Source organism: Ruegeria sp. CDSC051 (assembly GCF_059610665.1).
The window spans coordinates 101,611-123,183 of record NZ_JBXWOC010000007.1; the positions used below are offsets into that span (position 1 = coordinate 101,611).

Annotated in this window: 27 protein-coding genes; 17 read left to right on the plus strand and 10 right to left on the minus strand. The window is 57.1% G+C overall.

Annotation, left to right across the window (positions count from 1 at the left end; all coding sequences use genetic code 11):
* Together AC2FH0_RS16135 and AC2FH0_RS16140 are read right to left on the minus strand one after the other, a co-directional pair.
* Positions 1–1,452: a sensor histidine kinase gene (locus AC2FH0_RS16135; protein ID WP_496789820.1), complete on the minus strand. Its 1,452-nt coding sequence runs from the start codon at positions 1,450–1,452 to the stop codon at positions 1–3.
* Positions 1,449–2,186: a response regulator transcription factor gene (locus AC2FH0_RS16140; RefSeq protein ID WP_496702522.1), complete on the minus strand. Its 738-nt coding sequence runs from the start codon at positions 2,184–2,186 to the stop codon at positions 1,449–1,451. Before AC2FH0_RS16140 ends, AC2FH0_RS16135 begins: the two co-directional genes overlap by 4 nt.
* A 214-nt stretch (positions 2,187–2,400) precedes the next feature.
* Here AC2FH0_RS16140 and AC2FH0_RS16145 point away from each other — a divergent pair, with 214 nt between their 5' ends.
* The 5 genes from AC2FH0_RS16145 (at position 2,401) to AC2FH0_RS16165 (ending at position 6,994) form a co-directional block, all read left to right on the plus strand.
* Positions 2,401–3,645, plus strand: a complete 1,245-nt coding sequence (locus tag AC2FH0_RS16145) for an ABC transporter substrate-binding protein (protein WP_496703494.1) — start codon at positions 2,401–2,403, stop codon at positions 3,643–3,645.
* Between the two features lie 57 nt (positions 3,646–3,702).
* Positions 3,703–4,575: a carbohydrate ABC transporter permease gene (locus AC2FH0_RS16150; protein ID WP_142638652.1), complete on the plus strand. Its 873-nt coding sequence runs from the start codon at positions 3,703–3,705 to the stop codon at positions 4,573–4,575.
* Positions 4,568–5,467 carry a carbohydrate ABC transporter permease gene (locus AC2FH0_RS16155; protein WP_142638654.1) on the plus strand — a complete coding sequence of 300 codons (900 nt, stop codon included), beginning with the start codon at positions 4,568–4,570 and terminating at the stop codon, positions 5,465–5,467. The genes AC2FH0_RS16150 and AC2FH0_RS16155 overlap by 8 nt, the downstream gene beginning before the upstream one ends.
* Before the next feature lie 4 nt (positions 5,468–5,471).
* Positions 5,472–6,569 (plus strand): ABC transporter ATP-binding protein, encoded by a 1,098-nt coding sequence (locus tag AC2FH0_RS16160; RefSeq protein ID WP_496703496.1) that lies wholly within the window; start codon positions 5,472–5,474, stop codon positions 6,567–6,569.
* A 92-nt stretch (positions 6,570–6,661) separates the two neighbouring features.
* Complete coding sequence (locus AC2FH0_RS16165) at positions 6,662–6,994, plus strand: putative quinol monooxygenase (protein ID WP_271952393.1); 333 nt, start codon at positions 6,662–6,664, stop codon at positions 6,992–6,994.
* Positions 6,995–6,996: 2 nt separating this feature from the next.
* Here the strand turns inward: AC2FH0_RS16165 and AC2FH0_RS16170 are convergent, their stop codons facing one another.
* Both AC2FH0_RS16170 and AC2FH0_RS16175 read right to left on the minus strand, forming a co-directional pair.
* Positions 6,997–7,605, minus strand: coding sequence for an MlaC/ttg2D family ABC transporter substrate-binding protein (locus tag AC2FH0_RS16170; protein WP_271952395.1), 609 nt, complete (start codon positions 7,603–7,605; stop codon positions 6,997–6,999).
* Positions 7,595–8,365: an MlaA family lipoprotein gene (locus tag AC2FH0_RS16175; RefSeq protein ID WP_142638706.1), complete on the minus strand. Its 771-nt coding sequence runs from the start codon at positions 8,363–8,365 to the stop codon at positions 7,595–7,597. Before AC2FH0_RS16175 ends, AC2FH0_RS16170 begins: the two co-directional genes overlap by 11 nt.
* 345 nt (positions 8,366–8,710) lie before the next feature.
* Here AC2FH0_RS16175 and AC2FH0_RS16180 point away from each other — a divergent pair, with 345 nt between their 5' ends.
* The 4 genes from AC2FH0_RS16180 to AC2FH0_RS16195 are packed head-to-tail and all read left to right on the plus strand — an operon-like array spanning position 8,711 to position 11,453.
* On the plus strand, positions 8,711–9,166 hold the full coding sequence (locus AC2FH0_RS16180) for a RidA family protein (protein ID WP_142638661.1): 456 nt from the start codon (positions 8,711–8,713) through the stop codon (positions 9,164–9,166).
* Positions 9,163–9,930, plus strand: a complete 768-nt coding sequence (locus tag AC2FH0_RS16185; protein WP_496789821.1) for a glycerophosphodiester phosphodiesterase family protein — start codon at positions 9,163–9,165, stop codon at positions 9,928–9,930. Before AC2FH0_RS16180 ends, AC2FH0_RS16185 begins: the two co-directional genes overlap by 4 nt.
* A 45-nt stretch (positions 9,931–9,975) precedes the next feature.
* Positions 9,976–11,163 (plus strand): GNAT family N-acetyltransferase, encoded by a 1,188-nt coding sequence (locus AC2FH0_RS16190; protein ID WP_496789823.1) that lies wholly within the window; start codon positions 9,976–9,978, stop codon positions 11,161–11,163.
* Entirely contained in the window at positions 11,160–11,453 is a 294-nt protein-coding gene (locus AC2FH0_RS16195; protein WP_142638667.1) for a 4a-hydroxytetrahydrobiopterin dehydratase, read from the plus strand. Before AC2FH0_RS16190 ends, AC2FH0_RS16195 begins: the two co-directional genes overlap by 4 nt.
* Here AC2FH0_RS16195 and AC2FH0_RS16200 read toward each other — a convergent pair.
* The 4 genes from AC2FH0_RS16200 to AC2FH0_RS16215 form a co-directional block, all read right to left on the minus strand.
* Positions 11,450–11,761 (minus strand): hypothetical protein, encoded by a 312-nt coding sequence (locus tag AC2FH0_RS16200; protein ID WP_281973287.1) that lies wholly within the window; start codon positions 11,759–11,761, stop codon positions 11,450–11,452. The two genes, AC2FH0_RS16195 and AC2FH0_RS16200, sit on opposite strands and share 4 nt — an antisense overlap.
* Positions 11,762–11,794: 33 nt before the next feature.
* Positions 11,795–12,139 (minus strand): EF-hand domain-containing protein, encoded by a 345-nt coding sequence (locus AC2FH0_RS16205; protein ID WP_142638671.1) that lies wholly within the window; start codon positions 12,137–12,139, stop codon positions 11,795–11,797.
* 11 nt (positions 12,140–12,150) lie between these two features.
* Positions 12,151–12,396 (minus strand): glycine zipper 2TM domain-containing protein, encoded by a 246-nt coding sequence (locus tag AC2FH0_RS16210; RefSeq protein ID WP_271952399.1) that lies wholly within the window; start codon positions 12,394–12,396, stop codon positions 12,151–12,153.
* A 102-nt stretch (positions 12,397–12,498) separates the two neighbouring features.
* Positions 12,499–12,984 (minus strand): peroxiredoxin, encoded by a 486-nt coding sequence (locus tag AC2FH0_RS16215; RefSeq protein ID WP_142638675.1) that lies wholly within the window; start codon positions 12,982–12,984, stop codon positions 12,499–12,501.
* Between the two features lie 99 nt (positions 12,985–13,083).
* Here AC2FH0_RS16215 and AC2FH0_RS16220 point away from each other — a divergent pair, with 99 nt between their 5' ends.
* From AC2FH0_RS16220 to AC2FH0_RS16235, 4 genes are read left to right on the plus strand one after another with little or no spacing between them, the layout of a single operon-like run.
* The gene (locus tag AC2FH0_RS16220; protein ID WP_496692763.1) at positions 13,084–14,295 is read left to right on the plus strand and encodes an NAD(P)/FAD-dependent oxidoreductase; all 1,212 of its coding nucleotides are present in this window, start codon (positions 13,084–13,086) and stop codon (positions 14,293–14,295) included.
* Positions 14,292–14,852, plus strand: coding sequence for a 16S rRNA (guanine(966)-N(2))-methyltransferase RsmD (gene rsmD, locus AC2FH0_RS16225; protein WP_496692762.1), 561 nt, complete (start codon positions 14,292–14,294; stop codon positions 14,850–14,852). Before AC2FH0_RS16220 ends, rsmD begins: the two co-directional genes overlap by 4 nt.
* Positions 14,833–15,480 carry an HAD family hydrolase gene (locus AC2FH0_RS16230; RefSeq protein ID WP_496678389.1) on the plus strand — a complete coding sequence of 216 codons (648 nt, stop codon included), beginning with the start codon at positions 14,833–14,835 and terminating at the stop codon, positions 15,478–15,480. Before rsmD ends, AC2FH0_RS16230 begins: the two co-directional genes overlap by 20 nt.
* A 24-nt stretch (positions 15,481–15,504) precedes the next feature.
* Positions 15,505–15,684 carry a hypothetical protein gene (locus tag AC2FH0_RS16235; protein WP_496678387.1) on the plus strand — a complete coding sequence of 60 codons (180 nt, stop codon included), beginning with the start codon at positions 15,505–15,507 and terminating at the stop codon, positions 15,682–15,684.
* On the opposite strand, the gene map is transcribed toward AC2FH0_RS16235, so the two are convergent.
* Positions 15,672–16,484, minus strand: coding sequence for a type I methionyl aminopeptidase (map, locus tag AC2FH0_RS16240; protein ID WP_271952408.1), 813 nt, complete (start codon positions 16,482–16,484; stop codon positions 15,672–15,674). The two genes, AC2FH0_RS16235 and map, sit on opposite strands and share 13 nt — an antisense overlap.
* A gap of 590 nt (positions 16,485–17,074) precedes the next feature.
* Between map and AC2FH0_RS16245 the strand changes: the two genes are divergently transcribed.
* Positions 17,075–17,734, plus strand: coding sequence for a sulfotransferase family 2 domain-containing protein (locus AC2FH0_RS16245; RefSeq protein WP_496692761.1), 660 nt, complete (start codon positions 17,075–17,077; stop codon positions 17,732–17,734).
* Positions 17,735–17,955: 221 nt separating this feature from the next.
* Here AC2FH0_RS16245 and AC2FH0_RS16250 read toward each other — a convergent pair whose 3' ends face one another.
* On the minus strand, positions 17,956–18,105 hold the full coding sequence (locus AC2FH0_RS16250; protein WP_496692760.1) for a hypothetical protein: 150 nt from the start codon (positions 18,103–18,105) through the stop codon (positions 17,956–17,958).
* Between the two features lie 46 nt (positions 18,106–18,151).
* Here AC2FH0_RS16250 and AC2FH0_RS16255 point away from each other — a divergent pair, with 46 nt between their 5' ends.
* The 3 genes from AC2FH0_RS16255 (at position 18,152) to AC2FH0_RS16265 (ending at position 21,570) form a co-directional block, all read left to right on the plus strand.
* Entirely contained in the window at positions 18,152–18,679 is a 528-nt protein-coding gene (locus AC2FH0_RS16255) for a hypothetical protein (RefSeq protein WP_496789825.1), read from the plus strand.
* Positions 18,680–19,740: 1,061 nt separating this feature from the next.
* Positions 19,741–20,307 (plus strand): OsmC family protein, encoded by a 567-nt coding sequence (locus AC2FH0_RS16260; RefSeq protein ID WP_496692757.1) that lies wholly within the window; start codon positions 19,741–19,743, stop codon positions 20,305–20,307.
* Between the two features lie 27 nt (positions 20,308–20,334).
* The gene (locus tag AC2FH0_RS16265; protein ID WP_496709454.1) at positions 20,335–21,570 is read left to right on the plus strand and encodes an NAD(P)-binding domain-containing protein; all 1,236 of its coding nucleotides are present in this window, start codon (positions 20,335–20,337) and stop codon (positions 21,568–21,570) included.
* The last annotated feature ends 3 nt before the right edge of the window (positions 21,571–21,573 follow it).

Consider the following 21,573-nt stretch of genomic DNA (forward strand, 5'->3'; position numbering starts at 1 on the left):
TCACTGCCTGGTGATCTGCAGACGTGCGCGCAGGCCTTGCTCTCCGGCTTCGAAGCTGAGGGTGCCGCCATGCTGTTCCGCGATTGTCGCCGCGATTGTCAGACCCAGACCAAACCCATCCGAAGACCCGGTGTTTGACCCGCGCCGGAACGGGGCCATCAGGGCTTCGATATCCGAGACGGACAGATCGGCCCCTTTGTCCTCGACGGTGATGGTTGCTATTTTGGCATCGGTTTCCAGCTGAACCTCGGCATGGCGACCATATTTCAGCGCATTGTCGATCAGGTTGGTCAGGGCGCGCTTCAGCGAAATTGGCCTGCCGACGACCAGCATTCTCCGGGTCTCGGGCAGGGATCCATGCCCTCGGCGCGACATGAAAACGGAGGTGCCCCCCTGAACCGCCACCGGGGTCAGCTTTTTCAGGGTCACCGGCAGATCCATATCCTGATAATCCGCCACCAAGGCTTCGACCAGCGATGTCAGTGAAATCTGGCGCGGTTCTTCGATGCTCAGCTCGGACCTTGTGTAGGTCAGAACGCTTTCGATCATGCCGGTCATCTGATCGACATCGGCCTCAAGCTTTTCGCGCAGCTCTACATCCGGGATCAAAGCGGCACGCAACCGGACGCGGGTGGCCGGGGTGCCCAGATCGTGGCTGACACCCGACAAGACAGTGGCGCGCTTTTCCAGCTGCATGCGCTCGGCGTCCAGATGCTCGTTCACGGCCGAGACGATGTCGCGCAACTCGGCCGGGCCATCGGCCTCATAGCTGTTCGGCCCGCCCCGTCTTTTGCGGTCGCGCAAGGCAGTAGAGAAGCGGGTGAAACTGTCCGATACATTGCCGACCGAGGTAAGGATCACCGCCAGCGCGACAATAGCGACCAGAATCGTAGGCAGACGCAGGTCGGTTGGGGCTGCACGGCATCCCCAGATATCTGTCCCGTCCACCTGTTGCCATGCGCCGCGCCCATAGCGGGCGATCAGTATCGGTTCGCTGCAATAGGTCGCCAAAAGCCGGGTCAGGTTGCCCATTTTCTCTGGGCCGGTCTGGTCGATGCCGGAGAGGATGTCGGACACCGGGTAAACCAGCCGGTCTGACATCACAGCCAGCGTCAACTCTCGGCCCGAAACCGGTGCCGAGCTGTCGGTCAGGATCGACAGGTTGGTGACAAAGCTGCGATCCGAAAACCCGGGGAGTTGTTCGAACTGCCCGGCGTCCGCCAGGCTGGCGGATTTGGGTGGCAATGGAGTAATGGTGATGCCCGGCGGTGGGGATTTACCGATGCGCAAATCCTCATAGACCGCGAACCCGGCAACATAGGCGCGTGTCTGGAATTCCTGCCATGCGCGGGCCGAGGCGAACCAAAGCCCTGCGGCCAGCAACCCCGAGGTAAAAGCGGCGCAGGTCCAGATCCAGCCCAGGCTGCGCAGGCGCGTCGCGCGGGCTGTCATGCGGTTTCATCCACAGAGACCTCTGCGGCAAATATATACCCCACCCCGCGTTCGGTTTTCAGCATTTGCGGGTCTTTGGGGTTGGCTTCGATCTTGGACCGCAGCCGCCCGACCAGCATGTCGATGGCGCGTCCCTGGCTTTCGGTCTTGTCAGCCGCGCCGGTTACATCCAGGGCGGCGGCGATTTCATCCCGGGTCAGCGGAATATGCGGGTTGGCCAGAAACACCTTGAGCATCGCCGTTTCGCGTTGGGACAGGGAAACCAGATATCCGTCCGGCGAATGCACTTCGTCGCGCTTGCCATCATAGAGCCAGCCGTCAAAGCGAAAGCTTTTTGTCCGACGGCGATAGGCAAGCGAAGGTGTACGACGCGCCCGTTGCATGACGGCGCGTACGCGAGCCAGCATCAGTTGCGGATTAAAAGGCTTGGCGATGTAATCGTCGGCGCCTACCTCATACCCGGCCATGCGTTGATGATCGGCGGACAAGGCCGAGACCAGAATGATCGGCACGTCCTGTTCGGCCCGCAGGCGGGCACAGATATCAACGCCGTTTTCATCCCCCAGCATCACATCCAATAGAATCAGGTCGATCCGACCCGACTTGAGATGGGCGCGGATTTCGCTTTCGGAACTGGCGGGCAGCGCAATGAAGCCATTCTGTTGCAGGAACTGGGTCATCATCGACCGCATTTCAGGGTCGTCATCCACCACCAACAGCCGCGGAATGCTCACAGTGTTCTTCCTCCTGTTCTCTGGCCCCAAACTTCGTCCATTGTAACGAACGGAAACAGATTCAATGCTAACGTAACACGCTGTAACAAAAGCGGTGAAAATTTGCGCCTTTCCCGGGTATTGGCCCGGATTAAGCGTTGTCAGACTCAGATAGGGGCACAGTATTGCGGCATTGCCAATTTGACTGGCACCGAATTCTCAGGGAGGAGAAAACATGAAACGATTTTCTTTTGCGACTGTGTCCGCATTGGCCGTCGCGGCCGGATCATCTGTGGTGGCCGAACCACAGGCGGAGGTCTTGCATTGGTGGACATCCGGTGGCGAGGCCAAATCGGTGGCCGTGCTTCAGGAAGAGTTTGCCTCGAACGGGGGCACATGGACCGATATGCCTGTCGCAGGCGGCGGCGGTGATGCAGCCATGACGGCGCTGCGGGCGCGGGTTCTGGCAGGCAACGCGCCGACAGCGGTTCAGCTGAAAGGCCCGGCGATTCAGGAATGGTATGAAGAGGGCGTTCTGGCCGATATCTCGAACGTGGCCGCCGCCGAAGGCTGGGCCGACGTTCTGCCCGCGTCGATCGCTGGTCACATGATGTGCGAAGGCACTTGGTGCGCGGCGCCTGTGAACGTTCACCGCATCGACTGGATCTGGGCCAATGCCGATGTGCTGGCTGCGAATGGCATCGAAATGCCCACCACATGGGATGAGTTCAACGCCGCTGCCGAGAAACTGCAGGCCGCCGGTGTGATCCCACTGGCCCATGGCGGTCAGGCCTGGCAGGACGCCACGGTTTTCGAAGCCGTTGCACTGGGTCTTGGCGGACCCGAGTTCTATCAGAAAGCCCTGGTCGATCTGGACCCCGAGGCGTTGACCTCGGACACAATGATCCAGGTCTTTGACCAGATGCGCACCCTGCGTGGTTATGTGGACGAGAATTTCTCGGGCCGCGACTGGAACCTGGCCACCGCGATGGTGATGAACGGCGAAGCGGCCTTTCAGATCATGGGTGACTGGGCCAAGGGCGAATTCCTGGCAGCGGGCAAAAAGCCTGGTGAGGATTTCCTGTGCGCCTCGACCCCCGGCGATGGATATCTGTACAATGTCGACAGCTTTGCCATGTTCGAGGTTGAGGGCGACGACAATCGCGCCGGTCAGGAATTGCTGGCCAAGCTGATTGTTGCACCGAACTTTCAGGAAGTGTTCAACCTGAACAAGGGTTCGATCCCGGCCCGGACCGATGTGTCGCTGGATGCCTTTGACATCTGTGCGCAAATCTCGGCCGAAGACATGGGCTCGACCTCGGCAGGTGGTTCGCTGCTGCCATCTTATGCCCATGGCATGGCGCTGCGCGGGTCGCAGGCTGGTGCGATCACAGATGTTGTGACCGCGCATTTCAACTCGGATATGTCCTCGGCTGACGCGGTTCAGCAACTGGCGGACGCGGTGGCCAACAGCTACTGATCCAAAACGCTCTGCCCCCCAAGGTGTGGGGCAGAGCATCTTTCCCCGGAGGAAAACATGTCCGAATGGCTGGAAAACCACCTGCCCAAGGTGGTGCTGGCACCGTCGTTCATCGCCGTATTGATCTTTGTCTACGGATTTATCGGATGGACCGCATGGGTGTCGCTTACACGCTCAAAACTGCTGCCGAAATACGAGATCCATGGCTTCATCCAATATGAGCGCCTGTTCGACTCTCCTCGCTGGGATACGGCGATTGGCAACCTGTATATCTTTGGTACTCTGTTCATCGTGATCGCGATGCTGCTGGGCCTGCTGCTGGCCATCCTGCTGGATCAGAAAATCCGCGTCGAAGGAGCGATCCGAACAATCTATCTCTACCCCATGGCGCTGTCGATGATCGTCACGGGCACGGCGTGGAAGTGGATCCTGAACCCCGGTCTGGGGATTGAGTCCATGGTGCAGGGTTGGGGCTTTCCCAACTTCGAATTCGATTGGCTTGTGAATCCCGATTACGCGATCTACACCATCGTCATTGCCGCACTCTGGCAAAGCTCGGGCTTTGTGATGGCGCTGTTTCTGGCCGGTCTGCGCTCGGTTGATGGCGAGATCATCAAGGCCGCACAGGTCGATGGTATTCCAACATGGCGTATCTATACCGCGATCATCATCCCGTCGATGGCCCCGATTTTCCTGTCCGCTTTCATCGTGTTGGCGCATCTGGCAATCAAGAGCTTTGACCTTGTCATTGCCCTGACCGGAGGCGGTCCGGGCTATGCGACCGATCTGCCCGCCACCTACATGTATGCGATGGCCTTTTCGCGCGGCGATATCGGTCAGGCGGCGTCGTCTGCAATGATCATGATGCTGGTCGTCTTTGCCATCGTGGTTCCTTATCTCTACTCAGAATTGAGGGCTAAAAATGACTGATCTGTCGATGCCCCACACCCAAACCCGCAGCCAAAGTAACATGAGCAAAATCGCCCTGCGCTGGCTGCTTTACGTGGTGCTGTGCCTGTTCGCGCTGTACTATCTGATGCCATTATTTGTGATGTTGACGACATCGCTGAAAAGCCTCGAGGAAATCCGTACCGGTAGCCTGATATCGTTACCGCGTGAGGTGAGTTTCGAAGCCTGGCAAACCGCTTGGTCGGGCGCCTGCACGGGTATCCAATGCGAAGGTCTGCGGCCTTACTTCTGGAACTCGGTCCTGATTGCGGTGCCTGCGGTGGCCATCTCGACCCTGCTGGGCGCGCTGAATGGTTATGTTGTCGCGCAGTGGCGGTTCAAAGGGGCTAACATCATCTTCTCGCTGATGCTGTTTGGTTGCTTCATTCCGTTTCAGGTCGTCCTGCTGCCGATGGCGCGCCTTCTGGGCATGATGGGTATTGCCGGAACCATTCCGGGCCTGATCTTTGTCCACGTAATCTATGGTCTTGGCTTCACCACGCTGTTTTTCCGCAACTATTATGTCTCTATCCCGGCCGAGCTAACCAAGGCCGCCCGCGTCGATGGGGCCGGGTTCCTGCGGATTTTCTGGTCGATCTTCCTGCCACTGTCACTGCCGATCATCGTGGTAACCGTGATCTGGCAATTCACGCAGATCTGGAATGATTTCTTGTTCGGCGTGTCGTTCAGCCAGGCGGGCACACAGCCTGTGACCGTGGCGCTTAACAACATCGTAAACTCCACCACCGGTGTCAAAGAATACAATGTCGACATGGCCGCCGCGATCATCGCGGGTCTGCCGACGCTGCTCGTCTATGTCGTTGCCGGTAAGTATTTCATCCGCGGCCTGACCGCTGGCTCTGTGAAGGGATAGAATGATGGCTCCCATCCTTGATATCAACAAGCTGTACAAGAATTACGGCGCAACCGAGATCCTGAAAGATATCAATATCTCGATCGAACCGGGCGACTTTCTGGTGCTGGTTGGCCCCTCGGGTTGTGGCAAATCCACCTTGCTGAACTGTATTGCCGGGCTTGAACCGATCACCGGCGGCACGCTGGCCATTGGCGGCAAGGACATGACCCATGTCAGCCCCAAGGATCGCGACATTGCCATGGTGTTCCAGTCCTATGCTCTGTACCCGACCATGTCGGTGGCCAAGAACATCACCTTTGGCATGAAGGTGCGCGGGGTTGATCAGCCCACGCAGGACGCCAAGCTGAAAGAGGTCGCGTCCCTGCTGCAGATTGAACCCTTGCTGAACCGTCGTCCCAGCCAGCTGTCCGGTGGTCAGCGTCAGCGGGTGGCGATGGGACGGGCGCTGGTGCGCGACCCCAAACTGTTCCTGTTTGACGAGCCGCTGTCGAATCTCGACGCCAAGCTGCGGGTCGAGATGCGGACAGAAATCAAGAAGCTGCACCAGACTCTGGATGCCTCTATCGTTTATGTGACCCACGACCAGATCGAGGCGATGACGCTGGCCACCAAGATTGTGGTTCTGAAAGGCGGGATCGTGCAACAGATCGGCAGCCCGGCCGAGATCTATAACAACCCCGCCAACCTGTTCGTGGCTGATTTCATGGGCTCACCTGCGATGAACCTGATCCCTGCAAAGGCCACCAAGAACGGCACGGGCACCGAAATCGCCATTGAGCGGTCATCCGGTGAAACGCTAGTCCTGAAGGATGCCCGTGATCTGTCACTGCCGCAGGATGTCATTCTGGGCCTGCGCCCCGAGGATATCGCCGAAGCCGGTTTCCGCGCCGGGGACGGCGTGCAGGAAGCGGTTTGCATGGTCGACATGGTCGAACCTGCCGGAGCTGACACCTATGTAGTGTCCGAACTGGGCGGCAAACAGGTCACTGCGCGCCTGCACGCGGAAACCAGCGCCCAGGCCGGGCAAGAGCTGAACCTGGCCTTTGACATGAGCAAAGTGTCCTATTTTGCCAAGGAAACCGGCGAGCGGTTGAACTAGCGCACTGCGCAGGACTTGTTCTTGCTAAACTCGGGCAATTTCGCCAAGTACTGACGCCATGTCAGGCCAACGAGATTGCCCGGGGAATATCGATGATACTGGAAATTCGACATTACACACTAAAACCGGGCCGCCGAGAAGCGTTCATAGAATTCTTTGAGAAACACAATCGCGCTGCGTTGCGGGATGCAGGAATGCTTGTGTTTGGGCCGCTCAGAGATCTGGAAAATCCTGACAAAGTGCATTGGATGCGCGCGTTCTCTTCGTTGGAAGAACGCGACAGGATAAAGGACAGCTTCTATGGTGAGGCGGTCTGGAATGACCAGATCGAACCCATTGCAATGCCAATGATCGCACACTATGAGGCCGAACTGGTCGAAACTACGAGCGGATTTGAGAGTTTTGACTGCAGCAAATCGCTGTGAATTCACCCGGTTCGCTTCATATCCTTGATCAGACGGTTCAGATCACCGCCGCGCGCGTCCAGCATGGCGCCAATCTCGGTACGTTCGGTCAGCAGCATGTTCACGCCTTCGATAAACATGTTGAAGAATTTGTCGCGGCCGGATTTATCGGACACCAGGAAGGTCACCTCGAAGGGCGAGGAGCCTTGCAGCTTGACCGAGGTACGCACCTCGTATCCGGCTTTGATCTTGCGCGCATTTCGAACGGTCACCTCGCCGCCAATGAACTCGCGAAAGCGACGTCCGTATTTGTTCGAGATATAGCCCTGAAACGCGTCGGTGAACTGCTTTATCTGTGACGCACTGGCCGAGCGGCCATCGGCCCCCAGCACATAGCGGGCCATGATCGGAACGTCAGCATATTGCACGAAGATCTTTTCAAAATCGCGGATCATGCTCTTTTCGGATTTTCCTGAACTGATGACGCGGTTGATGTCATCCACAACGCTAACGACCAACGCTTTTGCACTGGCCTCTGTCTGGGCAAAGCCTGGCAAGGGGAGGGTGGCTAGCGCCAGGCCGGCGATGCCAGATGCAATAAACTCTCTTCTCTTCAAATAATTACTCGGCATATGGATCCTCGTAGGGGTCAAGGTAGGGGTCTCTGACAGGGTCGGTCCCGATATCTGCATAGGGATCGTCATACAATCCCAGATAGGCGTCCTCATCATCGCGTGCCAGTTCGAAACGTCGATTTTGCAGGTAAATTGTTTGTGCCTGCTTATAGCTGTCAGCACTTTCATAGAGGATGGAATCGACTGTGTCCGAGAACCGTCCACGGTCGCCCATCCGCCTTACGATTTCGGCGTAGACGCCGATATTCTCGACCGGGCGCACCGGTGTGAAGTTGATCGGGTTCGAAAACAGGTTGACGACGACGCCGACCGCATCCCTGGATGTTGAGGGGCCATAGAAAGGCAATTCCACATAGGCGCCTTCGCCAAAACCCCAGACGTGCAGGGTTTCACCGAAATCGGTATCCACGGGCGGCAGGTTCAATTCGCTGGCCGGGTCAGACAGACCCGCGCCACCAACGGTCGTATTGATGAGGAACCGCAGTAGGGCATTGCCCGACTGCTTCAGATTGCCCTGCAGCAGATAATCCAGAGCCTGACCCGGCATAGTCAGGTTTTCGGCAAAATGGTTGAAACTGGTCACCATCGGATCGGGCACGATCTTCACATAGCCCTTCGAGGCCGGACGGAACAGGAACCGGTCGACGCCCAGATTGAACTTGTGAATGCCGCGGTTTGTATTCTCGTAGGGATCGAAAGTATCGCCGCGCGCGGCCTGATCGGCGGGTTGGGACGCACAAGCGCCAAGAACGGTCATCAGGGTCACGACAATCAGGGGCTTGAATCTGATCTTGCTCAACACGGTATTTCAACTCCAAACGCGCCAGCCGTTTTGTGAGTGGGGCTGGACGCTCAATCAATAATGCCTGCGGCCATTTTGCGGCTCAATCTGTCGTCACATAAAGGTTTTGGGCCCATTTTGAAACAGTTCGCGTTTAACCCGGCCGACTGCATCTGGTAAAGTGACACAAGTTCAACACCTCGGGATAAGAGAAGTTACGCTTAATACGCCACTGACCGCAGTTTTACTGGTTTCACACTTTTCCAGCCGAACGATCCCGGATAGCGTCCCGCCGAGTCTATATCAGGTGAGGATCAACAGATGAGTATCGCAGCAAAACTGGAAAGCTTGGGAATCAGTCTGCCGGACGGGCCGGCGCCCGCCGCCAACTATGTGCCTTTCGTGCGGGTCGGCAATATCGTCTACGTTTCAGGACAGATTTCCAAGGATGCGGAACTGATCACCGGCAAGCTGGGTGATAACATGGATGTTGCAGCCGGTGCTGCGGCTGCCAAGGTCTGCGCGATCAATCTTCTGGCGCAGGTCAAGGCCGCTTGCGGTGGCGATATAGAAAAGCTGGTGCGTGTGATCAAACTGACAGGGTTTGTGAATTCAACCGCCGATTTCACCGACCAGCCGCAGGTGATCAATGGTGCGTCGGACTTTCTGGTCGAGGCGCTGGGCGAGGCTGGTCGCCATTCGCGCTCGGCCGTGAGTGCAGCGTCGTTGCCGTTGGGCGTCGCGGTTGAGATCGAAGGCATCTTCGAGATCGCATGACCCCGGTACTGCCCGCTACGTTCCTACAGGCCCCGATCACGCATCGGGCCCTGCACGACAAATTGGACAACCGCCCGGAAAACAGCCGGGCGGCGGTTCGTGCCGCTGTTAAGGCCGGTTACGGGATTGAGATTGATCTGCAGTTGAGCGCCGACAACCGGGCTTTGGTCTTTCACGACTATGACCTGGGGCGACTGACCGGGCGACCGGGGCCAGTTCGGCAGATTTCGGCGCAGGTAGCGTCCGAGACACAGCTGTTGCACGCTGATGACGGCATTCCGACACTGGATGATGTGCTGGAAATCGTGGCGGGCAAGGTACCCCTGCTGATCGAGCTTAAGGATCAGGACGGTGTGATGGGCCTGAATGTGGGCCCGCTCGAGCGTGATACTGTACGAGCCCTTGAGGGTTATGAAGGTCCGGTGGCGCTGATGTCGTTCAACCCCAATTCGGTGGCTGAACTGGCGCGGTTGGCGCCGCATTTGCCCAGGGGGATCACGACCTGTTCGTATCAGCCCAAAGTCGAACTTTTGCCTGCGGCGGTGTGCGATTACCTGCGGGACATCCCGGATTTCGCAAGGGTCGGGGCCAGTTTCATCAGCCACGAAGCCGAAGACTTGTCCCGCCCAAGGGTTGCCGAGCTGAAGGCGCAGGGTGTTCCGGTCCTGTGCTGGACCGTTCGCTCGGCTGCGCAAGAGGCCGAGGCTCGCAAGATTGCCGATAATGTGACTTTCGAAGGGTACTTAGCCGCGCATCCGGGTTGAACCGCGCCCCTTCCGTCACAGATAAAGATCAAACGCAGAGGGCACATGGATCAGGCACAAATCGAGGTTCGGGTACTTGGATCGCTCTCGCAGATTACTGCGGCAGAGTGGGACAGCTGTGCCTGCCCCGAGGCTGCGGATGGGGGCCGTCCGCTTGATCCCTTTACCACTCATCGCTTTCTTTTGGCTTTGGAGGAAAGCGGATCGGTCGGGCCGGGTACCGGTTGGCAGCCGCAATACCTGACGGTTTATCTGGACGGAATGTTGATCGGGGCCGCCCCGATGTACGCAAAATCGCATAGTCAGGGTGAATATATCTTCGACCACAACTGGGCGCATGCCTATGAAAACGCCGGCGGGCGGTATTATCCCAAACTGCAGATTGCCGTGCCGTTCACCCCGGCCACCGGGCGCCGCTTTCTGCTGCGGCCGGGATATCAGGCGGTGGGCATGTCCGCCTTGGTGCAGGGGGCGGTGCAGCTGGCGGTGGATAATCAGGTATCGTCGGTCCATGCGACCTTTTGCACTGAAGATGAGGCGTTGGCGGGCGCGCAGATGGGCCTGATGCTGCGCCATTCCCAGCAATTTCACTGGCTGAACGACGGGTATGCGAATTTCGATGGATTTCTGGCCGCTTTGTCCTCGCGCAAACGCAAGAACATTCGCAAGGAACGCGCGCAGGCCTGCGCCTTTGGCGGTGAAATCCGCGCGTTGACGGGTGATGACCTGCGCCCTGAACATTGGGATGCGTTCTGGGAGTTCTATCAGGATACCGGCGCTCGGAAATGGGGCGTGCCCTATCTGACGCGGCAATTCTTTGATATCGCTCAGGAAACCATGGCGGATGACATGGCATTGGTTCTGGCCGAGCGCGGCGGGTATCCGATTGCGGGCGCGCTGAACTTTATCGGGCGCGAGACGCTTTATGGCCGTTACTGGGGCTGCGTCGAACATCATGCCTGCCTGCATTTCGAACTGTGCTATTATAGGGCAATCGACTTTGCTATTGCGCAAGGCCTGGCTCGGGTCGAGGCTGGGGCGCAGGGCGAACACAAGCTGGCGCGCGGCTATCTTCCCACGCGCACGCACAGCCTGCACTGGGTCAATGACCCAAGCTTTGCCGATGCGATCAAAAAATATCTGGACGCCGAGGCCCAAGCAGTGGGAGAAGAAATCGAGATTCTGACTGATTATGGCCCGTTCAGAAAGTCGAACCCGGAGGAACACCAATGACTGAACTTCTGTCGACCGAGACCCGTGGCCCCTTGCTGGACCCGCTGTTCAAAAGCGGCTGGACCATGGTCAAGGACCGGGATGCGATCACCAAAACCTTTATGTTCGAGGACTTCGTCCACGCCTTTGGTTGGATGACCCAAGTGTCTATGTTTGCCGAGAAATGGAACCATCATCCCGAATGGTTCAATGTCTACCGCACGGTCGAGGTGACGCTGTCCACCCATGATGTCGGCGGGCTTTCGGCGCTGGACGCCAAACTGGCCCGCAAGATGGACAGCCTGGTCTAGCCGCTGTCACCGCGTGATCCGACACCACCGGCAAGGCTGGCAACCTGACCCAGCCGCCTGAACTCGGCTGGGGTGACCAGGTTGTCACTAACATCGATTTCGGCAGGTATCCGGGTAGTTCTGTTGCCGATCATGCGCACGGACCGTGCTGCGGGGTTGATGTCGAGACAACGCCGGTCATAGCAGGTCAGGCCATTGGTACTGATCTCTATCCTCGGTTGGCCATCAGGGCCGGTCACAATAGGGGCCTGCGGCACATCACATGCCGCAAGCAACCCCAACGCAAAAAGAGCGCTCCATTTGGTCATTGCATACTCCTGTCTGGCCCAAGGCCGCAGAGCCTAATCCAGTTGACCGTTGCTGTTCTGATCAGCAGAAATAAAATCTTCGGTCATATGCTGATCGTATTCCGTTCTTGAAATATTACTATCCCGGTCCCGGTCAACCTTTTGGAATTGCTTTATATCCAGAAACGGCTTGGCTTCATCCAGGCCCAATGTGCCGTTCTTGTCCTCATCCATCGTCTGGAACGCATAGTCGGAAAAGGCGTCGAACTCATCTTTCGACAGGAAGCCGTCATTATTGGTGTCGATGGCCTTAAGCTCATTCTCATGCAGCTCTGCCACGGTTTCGGCCGTTGCGGCACCCGCCAGGGACAACATCGACAGGACGATTGCGGTTTTCATCTTCATCCCTCTCAACATGCGAACCTCTGACCTTCAACGCCGCCGACCGCAGCACCCGCTGCCGTCAGGATGGTTTTCCCGGAACCGCCGCCAAACTGATTGCCGATGACGCCGCCCAGCAAGGCACCACCCACTGTGCCGCTCAGGCAGGCGATCTCATGCTGTCGTGCGGCCTGTTGCTGCGGGGTAGGGGCCGGTCCACAAGCGCCAAGTGCGCCGGTCAGACCTAAAAGAAAGGTAAATGTCTTTAGGTTCATAAACAAACTCCCTGATGAATATGTACCAAGTATTCGCCCATCATGAGAGTGCCGCAAGTTAAATTGCGAAAATGGCCCCAGCAGCACTGGGGCCAGATCAAGTCAGATAACCTCTAACAGCCCTTCACCTGCGGAAATCTCGCAGACGCCGGGATTTTCCTCCAGGTTCATGGCGACCACTTTGCCGTCTTCGACCAGCATCGCATAGCGCTTGGACCTGCCGATCAGACCAACGGGCGGGGCGTCGAAATCCATCCCGATGGCTTTGGTGAATTCTGACGCCGCATCGGCCAACATGGTTAGGCCAGTCGCAGTTGCGCCGGTGGACTCACCCCAGGCGCTCATGACAAAGGGATCGTTGACCGAGATGCAGATGATTTCTTCCACGCCTTTTGCATCGAACTGGTCTTTGGTACGCATAAAGCTTGGAACATGCGCCGTTGTGCACGTGCCGGTATAGGCGCCGGGCACGGCGAAAATGACAACCTTGCGCCCTTTGGTCTTGTCCGAAACGCGGACCTCTTCAGGGCCATTTGCCCCCATTTGGGTCAATGTGGCGTCGGGCAGAGTGTCACCTGTTGAAATCATTTTTTCGCTCCTGTCATTTGGATTTGCAGAGTCGGGCCTAGCCGCAATATAGGTGAGCTAACAAAAGTGACCACGGGAATTCGACAGGGTGAGGGGAATATGAGCCATATTGTCGTGATTGGCGCTGGCCAGGCAGGTGCTTCGCTTGTCGCCCGGCTGCGCAAAGATGGGTTCGACGGCGAGATTACTCTGATCGGCGCAGAGCCGCATTTGCCCTATCAGAGACCGCCTTTGTCCAAGGCCTATCTTTTGGGTGAGATGGGGCTAGAGCGCCTCTTCCTGCGCCCCGAGAATTTCTATGCCGAAAACAACATCACCCTGCGCCTTGGTCAGCGTGTGACCGGTATTGACCCGCAGGCCAAGACGGTGACGCTGGGTGATGAGGTTGTTTCTTATGATGAGCTGGCCCTGACCACTGGATCGGACCCGCGCCGCCTTCCTGCTGCTATCGGTGGCGATCTGGACGGGGTGCATGTGGTGCGTGATCTGGCCCATGTGGACGAAATGGAACCCTATGTGTCCGAAGGCGCGCGTGCGCTGATCGTGGGCGGAGGATACATCGGGCTTGAGGCCGCAGCCGTTTGCGCCAAGCGCGGGGTCAAGGTGACCCTGGTTGAAATGGCCAACCGCATTCTGCAACGGGTCGCCGCCCCTGAAACCAGTGACTATTTCAGAACGCTGCATTCCGAATATGGCGCCGATATCCGCGAAGGTGTCGGGTTGGACCGACTGCTGGGTGAAAACGGCAAGGTCACCGGCGCGGTGCTGACCGATGGAACAGAACTGGCGGTCGATTTCGTTGTTGTCGGCGTTGGCATCGCTCCTGCAACCCAACTGGCCGAGATGGCCGGGCTTGAGCTGGACAATGGCATCAAGACCGATGCGCATGGGCGCACCTCTGATCCGTCGATCTGGGCGGCGGGCGATTGCGCCTCATTCCCGCATGCTGGCGGGCGTATCCGTCTGGAAAGCGTGCCAAACGCGATTGATCAGGCCGAGATTGTTGCCCAGAACATGTTGGGCGCGGCAAAGGATTATACCGCGACCCCGTGGTTCTGGTCGGATCAGTATGACGTCAAACTGCAGATCGCGGGCTTGAACACCGGGTATGACCGGGTGGTGACCCGCAATGGTGACGGGCAGACCGTGTCCTTCTGGTACTATAAGGGCGATCAGCTGATCGCGGTCGACGCGATGAACGATCCGCGTGCCTATATGGTTGGTAAGCGTCTGATTGAAAGCGGAAAAACAGCTGATCCTGCTATTGTGGCCGACCCGGATGCGGACCTGAAACCGCTGCTCAGAGCGTGAGGATCATCGCCGGAGCCTTCCGAGGTCGGGCTTTGGCCTCGGTCGGCAAGGGGGACGCCGGCGCGCATCTGCGCCCGACCACAGACCGGGTACGCGAAAGCCTGTTCAACGTACTGGCCCATCAGATTGATTTTGACGGGCTGCGCGTGTTGGACCTGTTCGCAGGCACCGGTGCGCTGGGGCTTGAGGCCTTGTCGCGCGGTGCGGCACATGTGAGCTTTGTCGATGATGGCCGCGTGTCACAGGGCCTGATCCGCAAGAATATCGACCTGACCCGCAGCTCTGACTGTACCGAGCTGATCCGTCGCGACGCAACGCGGCTGGGGGCCAATCCCGACGCGCCTTATGACCTGATCTTCCTGGACCCGCCCTATGGCAAATCCCTTGGGCAAAAGGCGATTGCGGCTCTTTCTGACGGCTGGTTCGCACAAGGCGCCCTTGTCGTCTGGGAGGAAAACGCGCCCATGCAGCCGCCCGACGGGTTCGTGTTGCATAACAGCCGCAAATATGGCGACACGCATATCACCCTGATGTGGAATGGCGATCCGGATGCATGATCTGGTGATCTTTGATTGCGACGGAGTCCTGGTCGACAGTGAGCCGCTGTCCAATCAGGTACTGGTCGACAATCTTGCCCGTTATGGCCTGAACCTGACAATCGAAGACAGTATGAAGCTGTTCGTTGGGGGCACCATGACCGGGGTGCGGGACAAAGCCCGGGCGCTGGGCGCGGAGCTGCCCACAGGCTGGGTTGATGAGGTCTATGCGGAAACCTATGACCGGCTCCGACTTGGCGTGCAGCTGATGCCCGGCGTGGCGGACCTGCTGGCGGTTCTCGAGGCAAACGGGCTGCCCTTCTGTGTCGCCTCGAACGGCAGCCCGGACAAGATGCAGATCACTTTGGGTCAGAACGGGTTATGGGATCGGTTTCGCGATGTCGCCTTTTCGGCCCATGTCCTGAGAACGGCCAAGCCGGACCCGACATTGTTTCTGACTGCGGCTGAACGCTTCAACGCGTCAAACCCTCTGGTGATCGAGGACAGCCTCAGCGGCGTGACCGCAGCAAGCAGGGCACATATGCGCTGTTTGGCCTATGCACCGCATGGTGGCGGTAAAAAACTGGCCGCTGCGGGGGGCGAAGTCTTCTCTGACATGGCGCAGGTTCCGGCGCTTTTGGGGATTTGACCCGGTCATGTTACCCTGCGGGGCATGGACCGTGCACTGACCCCGTCGAATTGGTCACTTCCGCAAGAGGCTGACACCGCAACCGATCCCCAGCGCACGCCTCTGCGCGCGCCGGTTTTCATCCATGATGCGGTCACGCCATGGGGGCAGGAAACCCTGCTGCTAAAGCTGCTACGGGATCAGGCGGCGGATCAGGAAGAATAGGTCGGGTGGTACTTGCCGCCTGGCGACAGGGTAAAGATCTCGACCCCATCTGCCGTTACACCGACCGAGTGCTCAAACTGTGCCGACAGTGACTTGTCGCGCGTCACGGCGGTCCAGTCATCGGCCAACGTCTTGGTCTCGGGGCGGCCCAGATTGACCATCGGCTCGATGGTAAAGAACATGCCCTCTTCCAGAACCGCACCAGTGCCCGGACGGCCATAGTGCAGAACGTTTGGCGGTGCATGGAAGACCCGGCCCAGCCCGTGGCCGCAAAAATCGCGGACTACGCTCATCCGGTGTGCCTCGACAAATGATTGAATCGCGTGGCCGATATCGCCGAACGTGTTGCCGGGTTTGACCATCTCGATGCCCTTGAACAGGGCATCATGAGTGATCTGGATCAACCGTTCGGCTTTGCGCGGCAGCTTTCCCGCTACATACATGCGCGAGGTATCCCCGAACCAGCCGTCGACAATAACGGTCACGTCGATATTCAGGATATCGCCATCCTTCAGCTTTTTGTCGCCGGGAATGCCGTGGCAGACCACATGATTGACGCTGATACAGCTGGCATGCTGATAGCCCTTATATCCAATCGTGGCCGAAGTTGCGCCCGCATCCTCGACCATCTGCGTGATGAGCCCGTCAATCGCGCCAGTGGTCTGGCCGACGAACACATGATCGGCAATATCATCCAATATCCGCGCAGCCAAAGCCCCTGCCGCCTGCATGCCGGCAAAGTCACCCTGTTCATAGATACGGATACCGTCCTTGGTCAGACGGCCACGATGTTCTTTCATCGATGCGAGGCTCCAAATATTTCGCGCAGCACCCTTTTTACGCTGCTTGTGCAGAAAGTACCAGAGGGCGCACGGTCGCGGGTTAAGATGGGGATCAATGCCGTGGCTTCAAGGATTGGTCGGATCGCCTTTGTTTGGGCGGATCCTTTTTCTGAGCTCTATGCCCAGCCAGAGAGGTTCCGCCAATGTCGGCTTGGCAGACATCTTGCGGGTCATCCTCCCTTGGTGAGCGGCTGGTGGTTGCTTTCTGTGCCCATCTCGAAAAAGACCCGATGCAACGAACTATGGATTGCTGCGGATGCGAAAGGACACATAGGGCAGATCCGAGAGCGGTCGTTCAAACTCACATTTTCAAACTTACTGCGCCGGGTGGCCCCGTTTTTGACTAATCCCGCAAAAAGCACAACCGTCTGCTAGCCTGACTAAAGCGACAACCGAAGCTTCTTGCAAGGTGTTCGACCCAGTTAATCGGGAGTGCAAAACCGCCCTCATTCGCGGTCTCTTCAATAGGCGAAACAAAGTTATTGCTTTCTCTCTATCAACGATCTTGCTAGAAAACGCGGCGCTATCGACACGGGAGGGAAGCCCATATGTTACTTAGCTTTTTTACGGCAAGACGCATCAAATGCGACTGTCCGACGTGCGGCTGCCCAGGTTCCGGAGGACGAGGAAACTATACTTTTCGGTATGTAAACGCACCTTTGGTCTATTTTGACGTCCCCAAGAGTGCTTCTAGTTCTATCCGCAGATCTTTCTTTGGAGAAGATGAAAGCAAAAGCCTTCGTCATCTGCCCCTTTTTTCAAAGAACCTTTTTCGATTTTCTTTTGTCCGGAACCCTTGGTCCAGAGCTGTGTCGAATTGGAAGATGTTTACGACGCAGCCTTTTCGCGTGAATCAACTGCGTTCTATGGGTGGGCGAGAAGACATGGACTTTCTGCAGTTCCTTCAATTCTCGAAAGAGAAGGTCAATCATCATTGGCTTCCTCAATCTCTTTACGTACCTTTGGAGTTGGATTTCTTAGGGAAACTGGAGAACTTCGCATCCGACTTCGAGGTCGTTGAACAAGTTGCGCTCGAATATGGTCTTTTCGATGTGAGAAGCACACCACCGCACCTTAATAAGAGCAGCACTGAGAAAGTTCACTATTCAAGCTACTACGGCCCCCGTGAAAGAGAGATAGTCGACCAAGTTTATAAACTCGACATTGAACGATTTGAGTACGAGTTTGAAACACGCGCCGTTGACTAAGCCGCCCAGAGACTCAGCTCAGTCCACGACCGAGTCATTACCGACGCAATATTACAGGAGATGGGACGAACGGCAGGAATGCGAAAGCTGCATCGCGGCGAAAATAGCAGATCTGTGCGTTTGGATTGGACCGTACTAATGAAACGAGGAGGCGGCCTTCCGCGCATTGCGCCAGTCCGTTCGTCATGCAAAATTGGTCACCCAGGGCTCAAACTACCCCTTCAACGCTTCTGCATGAACGATAGTTTTTCGGCTAAGTTCACCCAAATCGCCCTCAGGCGATATCCGCGTGCCGTAGACCAGTTTCTCGACACCCCTAGCTGCGCCGCCTCGAACGCCGCTGCATAGGTCGGGTCGATATCTGCGGCCATGGCAATTCGTCCACAATCGCCGTTTTGCCATTCCACAACCTGAGCGATGATCCAGAACAGTTTTTTCAGTGATGGTATTACAGAAGACATCATCACAGGATTGTCGCGCTTTTGCACGCTTCAGTTGGTCTCAAGGAACGCCTCTTTTCGCTTCCGAGGCAAGGAAGCCGATCCAGCTGAAATTGCAGCGACTTTGGGCGCGGATTATCTTGTCGAAGGTAGTGTGCGAAAAGCAGGGAGCCGGGTCAGAGTTTCGGTGCAGCTCTCCGACTCAATTTCGGGATCGCAGTTGTGGTCGGATCGAAATGATCGTGAATTAGAGGATATTTTGGAGGTTCAAGACGATGTGACACGAAGCATCGTGGCGGTCCTCCCCGGGCGGGTTCAGCACGATGTTGACGATCGTTCGACCCGAAAGCCAGAAAAGGAAATGAAGGCTTACGAGCTAATACTAAAGGGCAAAGCCCTTCGCGAGGGCCTGAATGCCCGAGATACGGCAAAGGCACGGGCCCTGCTAGAACGGGCAGTAATCCTCGACACGACAATCGCGCGATCGTTCATGTACCTTTCGTGACGTCGTATCTGAGGCAATGCAGTTGGATCCTTTGCACCCCCCCCCGGCCATCGATTGGATTATGGGACAGATACAATTCTTCTGCGAAGACTTCTAAGCGGCACTCGGTTTGTTGATGGGAGAGGCTCGGCTCAATTCCTTGGCGACGGCACTGGCGGCGGCCTCCTACGCAAAGCTAGATCGTCAGGCAGAGGCCGAAGCAGCCCTCGTTGAATTTTACAGCCGAGCGTCGCGACGAACTCATGAGCCGAGGTATCCGAGTGAATGAAGAAACCGTTTCCACTCTCGCTCATGGGTTTCAGACGATGTGGCGGCAACCAGATGATTTCGAACACCTTGCTGCTGGCCTAGGCGCAGCCGGTTTGCCCAGTTGAACTTAAGTATAGAAATTGCTTTCGACTTTGTAGGGCTGGACCAGACCTCGGAGGCAGAAGGAAATTCGGGGTTCAGACACATTTACTTGGATGAGGACAGCCTAGAGCAGCCACTCGATCCGGCCCTGTCATGCTGCGTCGCAGCCCGCCATTGCCACCGTTGATACATGGCGCAGCATTCACAAAGGATCAGTTTTGTTGTTGGGGCAAATCAATCCCTGATGCGTTTCTACTTAAGGGTACGATCGGATTGATTTGATTCCAGTTGCCTAACATCATGTCCAAGCCTGAACTCGGTGGTATCAATCCGGTTGCAAACCTAATATGCCTGCCTGCAACCAAGAGAGGACACCCAATGCCTAAATCCAAAAAGCCCAAGGCGAGGCGCCCGGGTGCAAACCCTGTCAAGAAGCCTGCTTGGCATCAAGCGCTCAACGGTACTGCCGGACAACATGGGGAGCGGCCTACCAAAACAGGCAAAAAGGCACAGAACAAATCGGCTTAGGCAAATAGCCAATTTCGCCAGATCCATCCTTCGCAATGCTAGCGGCGTTAGCTTCTTTTTCTTACTATCAAATATGTAGTGGATTGCTTTCGACCGTGAAGTATCACGCAGAGCGCGTGTTCCCTAGAAGTCGTCGTATCGAGCCGCACCGACAGCTCACACACTTCTAAAGGAACAACACAATGACCACGCAACCCCAAGACAAGCCCGTTTCAAATGGCGTAAATACCGAGGCCCTGATCGGGGCACGGGGCGCATTTGCCGAGATGCCAAAAGCTGCGTCCTTCACATTCCGCAGCACTTGCGACTGGGTCGACGGCAGTGAAAGCCGCAATACCATCAATGGCTATTTTGGCCTGGGTGAAGAACACACACGCAAAGAAACTTTTTCAATTTGCTCGGACCATCCAGAAGTTTTCGCTGCTCGTGACAGCGCGCCGACCCCCCCGGAAATCGCATTGTCCGCATTGGCGAGCTGCCTGACCGGTGGCATCGCTGCAGTCGCGCAACATCGGGGCATCCAACTGCATGACGTACAATGCGTTGTCGAGGGTGATATGGATATGCGCGGGATATTGGGCATGGACCCCGACATTCGCAACGGCTTCAGTGCAGTCCGTGTGACCTTTGATATCGATGCTGACGCAAGCGACGATGACATTCGCGCTTTGGTCGCACAGTCACAAAAACGATCCACTGTTTTTGATCTTATGACCAATCCGACCAACGTACATGTGGTCGTCGCCTAGGCCGCGATTGCTACAGGAGCGAGCGTCATGCGACATATTTCGACTGTCATCATTGGCGCCGGGCAAGCCGGGCTCGCAATGAGCAAGTGTCTTTCGGACCGTTCCGTTGCGCATGTTGTGGTGGAGCGGGGCGAGGTGGCGCAGTCCTGGATGAAAGACAGGTGGGACAGCCTGCGGCTGCTTACTCCAAATTGGCAGTCAAGGTTGCCGGGGTATGGGTATAAAGGACCTGATCTGGACGGGTATATGAACATGCCCCAGATCACTGGTTATCTGCGTGACTATGCCCATGCGATCGATGCCCCGGTCGAAGAGCACACAGCTGTTCATTCTGTGACCTCTCACGGGAACAACTATCTGGTTCGCACCAACAAGGGCGATTGGATCTGCGACCATGTCGTTGTCGCCAGTGGGGCTTGCGCACGGCCTAAACTGCCTCAGTTGGCGGGCGCTGTTCCGGAAGGCGTCACGCAGCTGTCGCTCGGAACGTATAAATCGCCTGATCAAGTTGCAAAGGGCGGTGTGCTGGTGGTTGGAGGGTCAGCCAGCGGCGTGCAGGTTGCCGCTGAACTCTGCAAAGCGGGGCATGCTGTGACCCTTGCCGTTGGGGAGCATATCCGTGCGCCGCGGCGTTATCGTGGGCGGGATATTCAATGGTGGATGGATCGTAGCGGCATTCTGGACGTCCGCGTCAAGGATGTGGACGATATCGAACGCGCCCGCCGCGTGCCCTCGTTCCAACTGATGGGTGATTCTGGAATAGGCTCCATTGACCTGAATACGCTTCAGGCGATGGGGGTTGCAGTAACGGGTCGACTGGTCGGCATTCAAAACGGTATGGCGCAGTTTTCCGGCTCAGTTGCCAATCACTGTGCCATGTCGGACTTGAAGATCGGCCGCCTTCTTAAGCATTTCGACGACTGGGCCGAACGCGTGAACATTACAGGCCTTCCCGAGGCGCAGCTGTTGCCCCCGACGTTATTGTCCAACCCGCCACACCTCATGTCCAATCTGAGAAACGGAGCGATCTGCACCATCATCTGGGCAACGGGTTATTCCCCCGAATTCAGTTGGCTGAAGCTTCCTGTGTTCGACCGGAAGAGCATTTTGGTCCACGATCAGGGCATCGTTGCACCCGGTCTATACGTCCTGGGATTGCCCTTCATGCGGCGTCGGAAGTCGGCGCTGATTGATGGCGTGGGCGGTGATGCGCAGGCCCTTTCCGATCACCTTATTGCCAATCGAAACCGCCACGCGGCTTGAAGG

Excerpts from the sequence above, each read along its gene's own strand:
- AC2FH0_RS16135 (WP_496789820.1), bottom strand. The coding sequence starts at position 1,452 with ATGACAGCCCGCGCGACGCGCCTGCGCAGCCTGGGCTGGATCTGGACC.
- AC2FH0_RS16145 (WP_496703494.1), top strand. The coding sequence starts at position 2,401 with ATGAAACGATTTTCTTTTGCGACTGTGTCCGCATTGGCCGTCGCGGCC.
- AC2FH0_RS16150 (WP_142638652.1), top strand. The coding sequence starts at position 3,703 with ATGTCCGAATGGCTGGAAAACCACCTGCCCAAGGTGGTGCTGGCACCG.
- AC2FH0_RS16155 (WP_142638654.1), top strand. The coding sequence starts at position 4,568 with ATGACTGATCTGTCGATGCCCCACACCCAAACCCGCAGCCAAAGTAAC.
- AC2FH0_RS16160 (WP_496703496.1), top strand. The coding sequence starts at position 5,472 with ATGGCTCCCATCCTTGATATCAACAAGCTGTACAAGAATTACGGCGCA.
- AC2FH0_RS16165 (WP_271952393.1), top strand. The coding sequence starts at position 6,662 with ATGATACTGGAAATTCGACATTACACACTAAAACCGGGCCGCCGAGAA.
- AC2FH0_RS16170 (WP_271952395.1), bottom strand. The coding sequence starts at position 7,605 with ATGCCGAGTAATTATTTGAAGAGAAGAGAGTTTATTGCATCTGGCATC.
- AC2FH0_RS16175 (WP_142638706.1), bottom strand. The coding sequence starts at position 8,365 with ATGACCGTTCTTGGCGCTTGTGCGTCCCAACCCGCCGATCAGGCCGCG.
- AC2FH0_RS16180 (WP_142638661.1), top strand. The coding sequence starts at position 8,711 with ATGAGTATCGCAGCAAAACTGGAAAGCTTGGGAATCAGTCTGCCGGAC.
- AC2FH0_RS16185 (WP_496789821.1), top strand. The coding sequence starts at position 9,163 with ATGACCCCGGTACTGCCCGCTACGTTCCTACAGGCCCCGATCACGCAT.
- AC2FH0_RS16190 (WP_496789823.1), top strand. The coding sequence starts at position 9,976 with ATGGATCAGGCACAAATCGAGGTTCGGGTACTTGGATCGCTCTCGCAG.
- AC2FH0_RS16195 (WP_142638667.1), top strand. The coding sequence starts at position 11,160 with ATGACTGAACTTCTGTCGACCGAGACCCGTGGCCCCTTGCTGGACCCG.
- AC2FH0_RS16200 (WP_281973287.1), bottom strand. The coding sequence starts at position 11,761 with ATGACCAAATGGAGCGCTCTTTTTGCGTTGGGGTTGCTTGCGGCATGT.
- AC2FH0_RS16205 (WP_142638671.1), bottom strand. The coding sequence starts at position 12,139 with ATGAAAACCGCAATCGTCCTGTCGATGTTGTCCCTGGCGGGTGCCGCA.
- AC2FH0_RS16210 (WP_271952399.1), bottom strand. The coding sequence starts at position 12,396 with ATGAACCTAAAGACATTTACCTTTCTTTTAGGTCTGACCGGCGCACTT.
- AC2FH0_RS16215 (WP_142638675.1), bottom strand. The coding sequence starts at position 12,984 with ATGATTTCAACAGGTGACACTCTGCCCGACGCCACATTGACCCAAATG.
- AC2FH0_RS16220 (WP_496692763.1), top strand. The coding sequence starts at position 13,084 with ATGAGCCATATTGTCGTGATTGGCGCTGGCCAGGCAGGTGCTTCGCTT.
- AC2FH0_RS16230 (WP_496678389.1), top strand. The coding sequence starts at position 14,833 with ATGGCGATCCGGATGCATGATCTGGTGATCTTTGATTGCGACGGAGTC.
- AC2FH0_RS16235 (WP_496678387.1), top strand. The coding sequence starts at position 15,505 with ATGGACCGTGCACTGACCCCGTCGAATTGGTCACTTCCGCAAGAGGCT.
- map (WP_271952408.1), bottom strand. The coding sequence starts at position 16,484 with ATGAAAGAACATCGTGGCCGTCTGACCAAGGACGGTATCCGTATCTAT.
- AC2FH0_RS16245 (WP_496692761.1), top strand. The coding sequence starts at position 17,075 with ATGTTACTTAGCTTTTTTACGGCAAGACGCATCAAATGCGACTGTCCG.
- AC2FH0_RS16250 (WP_496692760.1), bottom strand. The coding sequence starts at position 18,105 with ATGGCCGCAGATATCGACCCGACCTATGCAGCGGCGTTCGAGGCGGCG.
- AC2FH0_RS16255 (WP_496789825.1), top strand. The coding sequence starts at position 18,152 with ATGATCCAGAACAGTTTTTTCAGTGATGGTATTACAGAAGACATCATC.
- AC2FH0_RS16260 (WP_496692757.1), top strand. The coding sequence starts at position 19,741 with ATGACCACGCAACCCCAAGACAAGCCCGTTTCAAATGGCGTAAATACC.
- AC2FH0_RS16265 (WP_496709454.1), top strand. The coding sequence starts at position 20,335 with ATGCGACATATTTCGACTGTCATCATTGGCGCCGGGCAAGCCGGGCTC.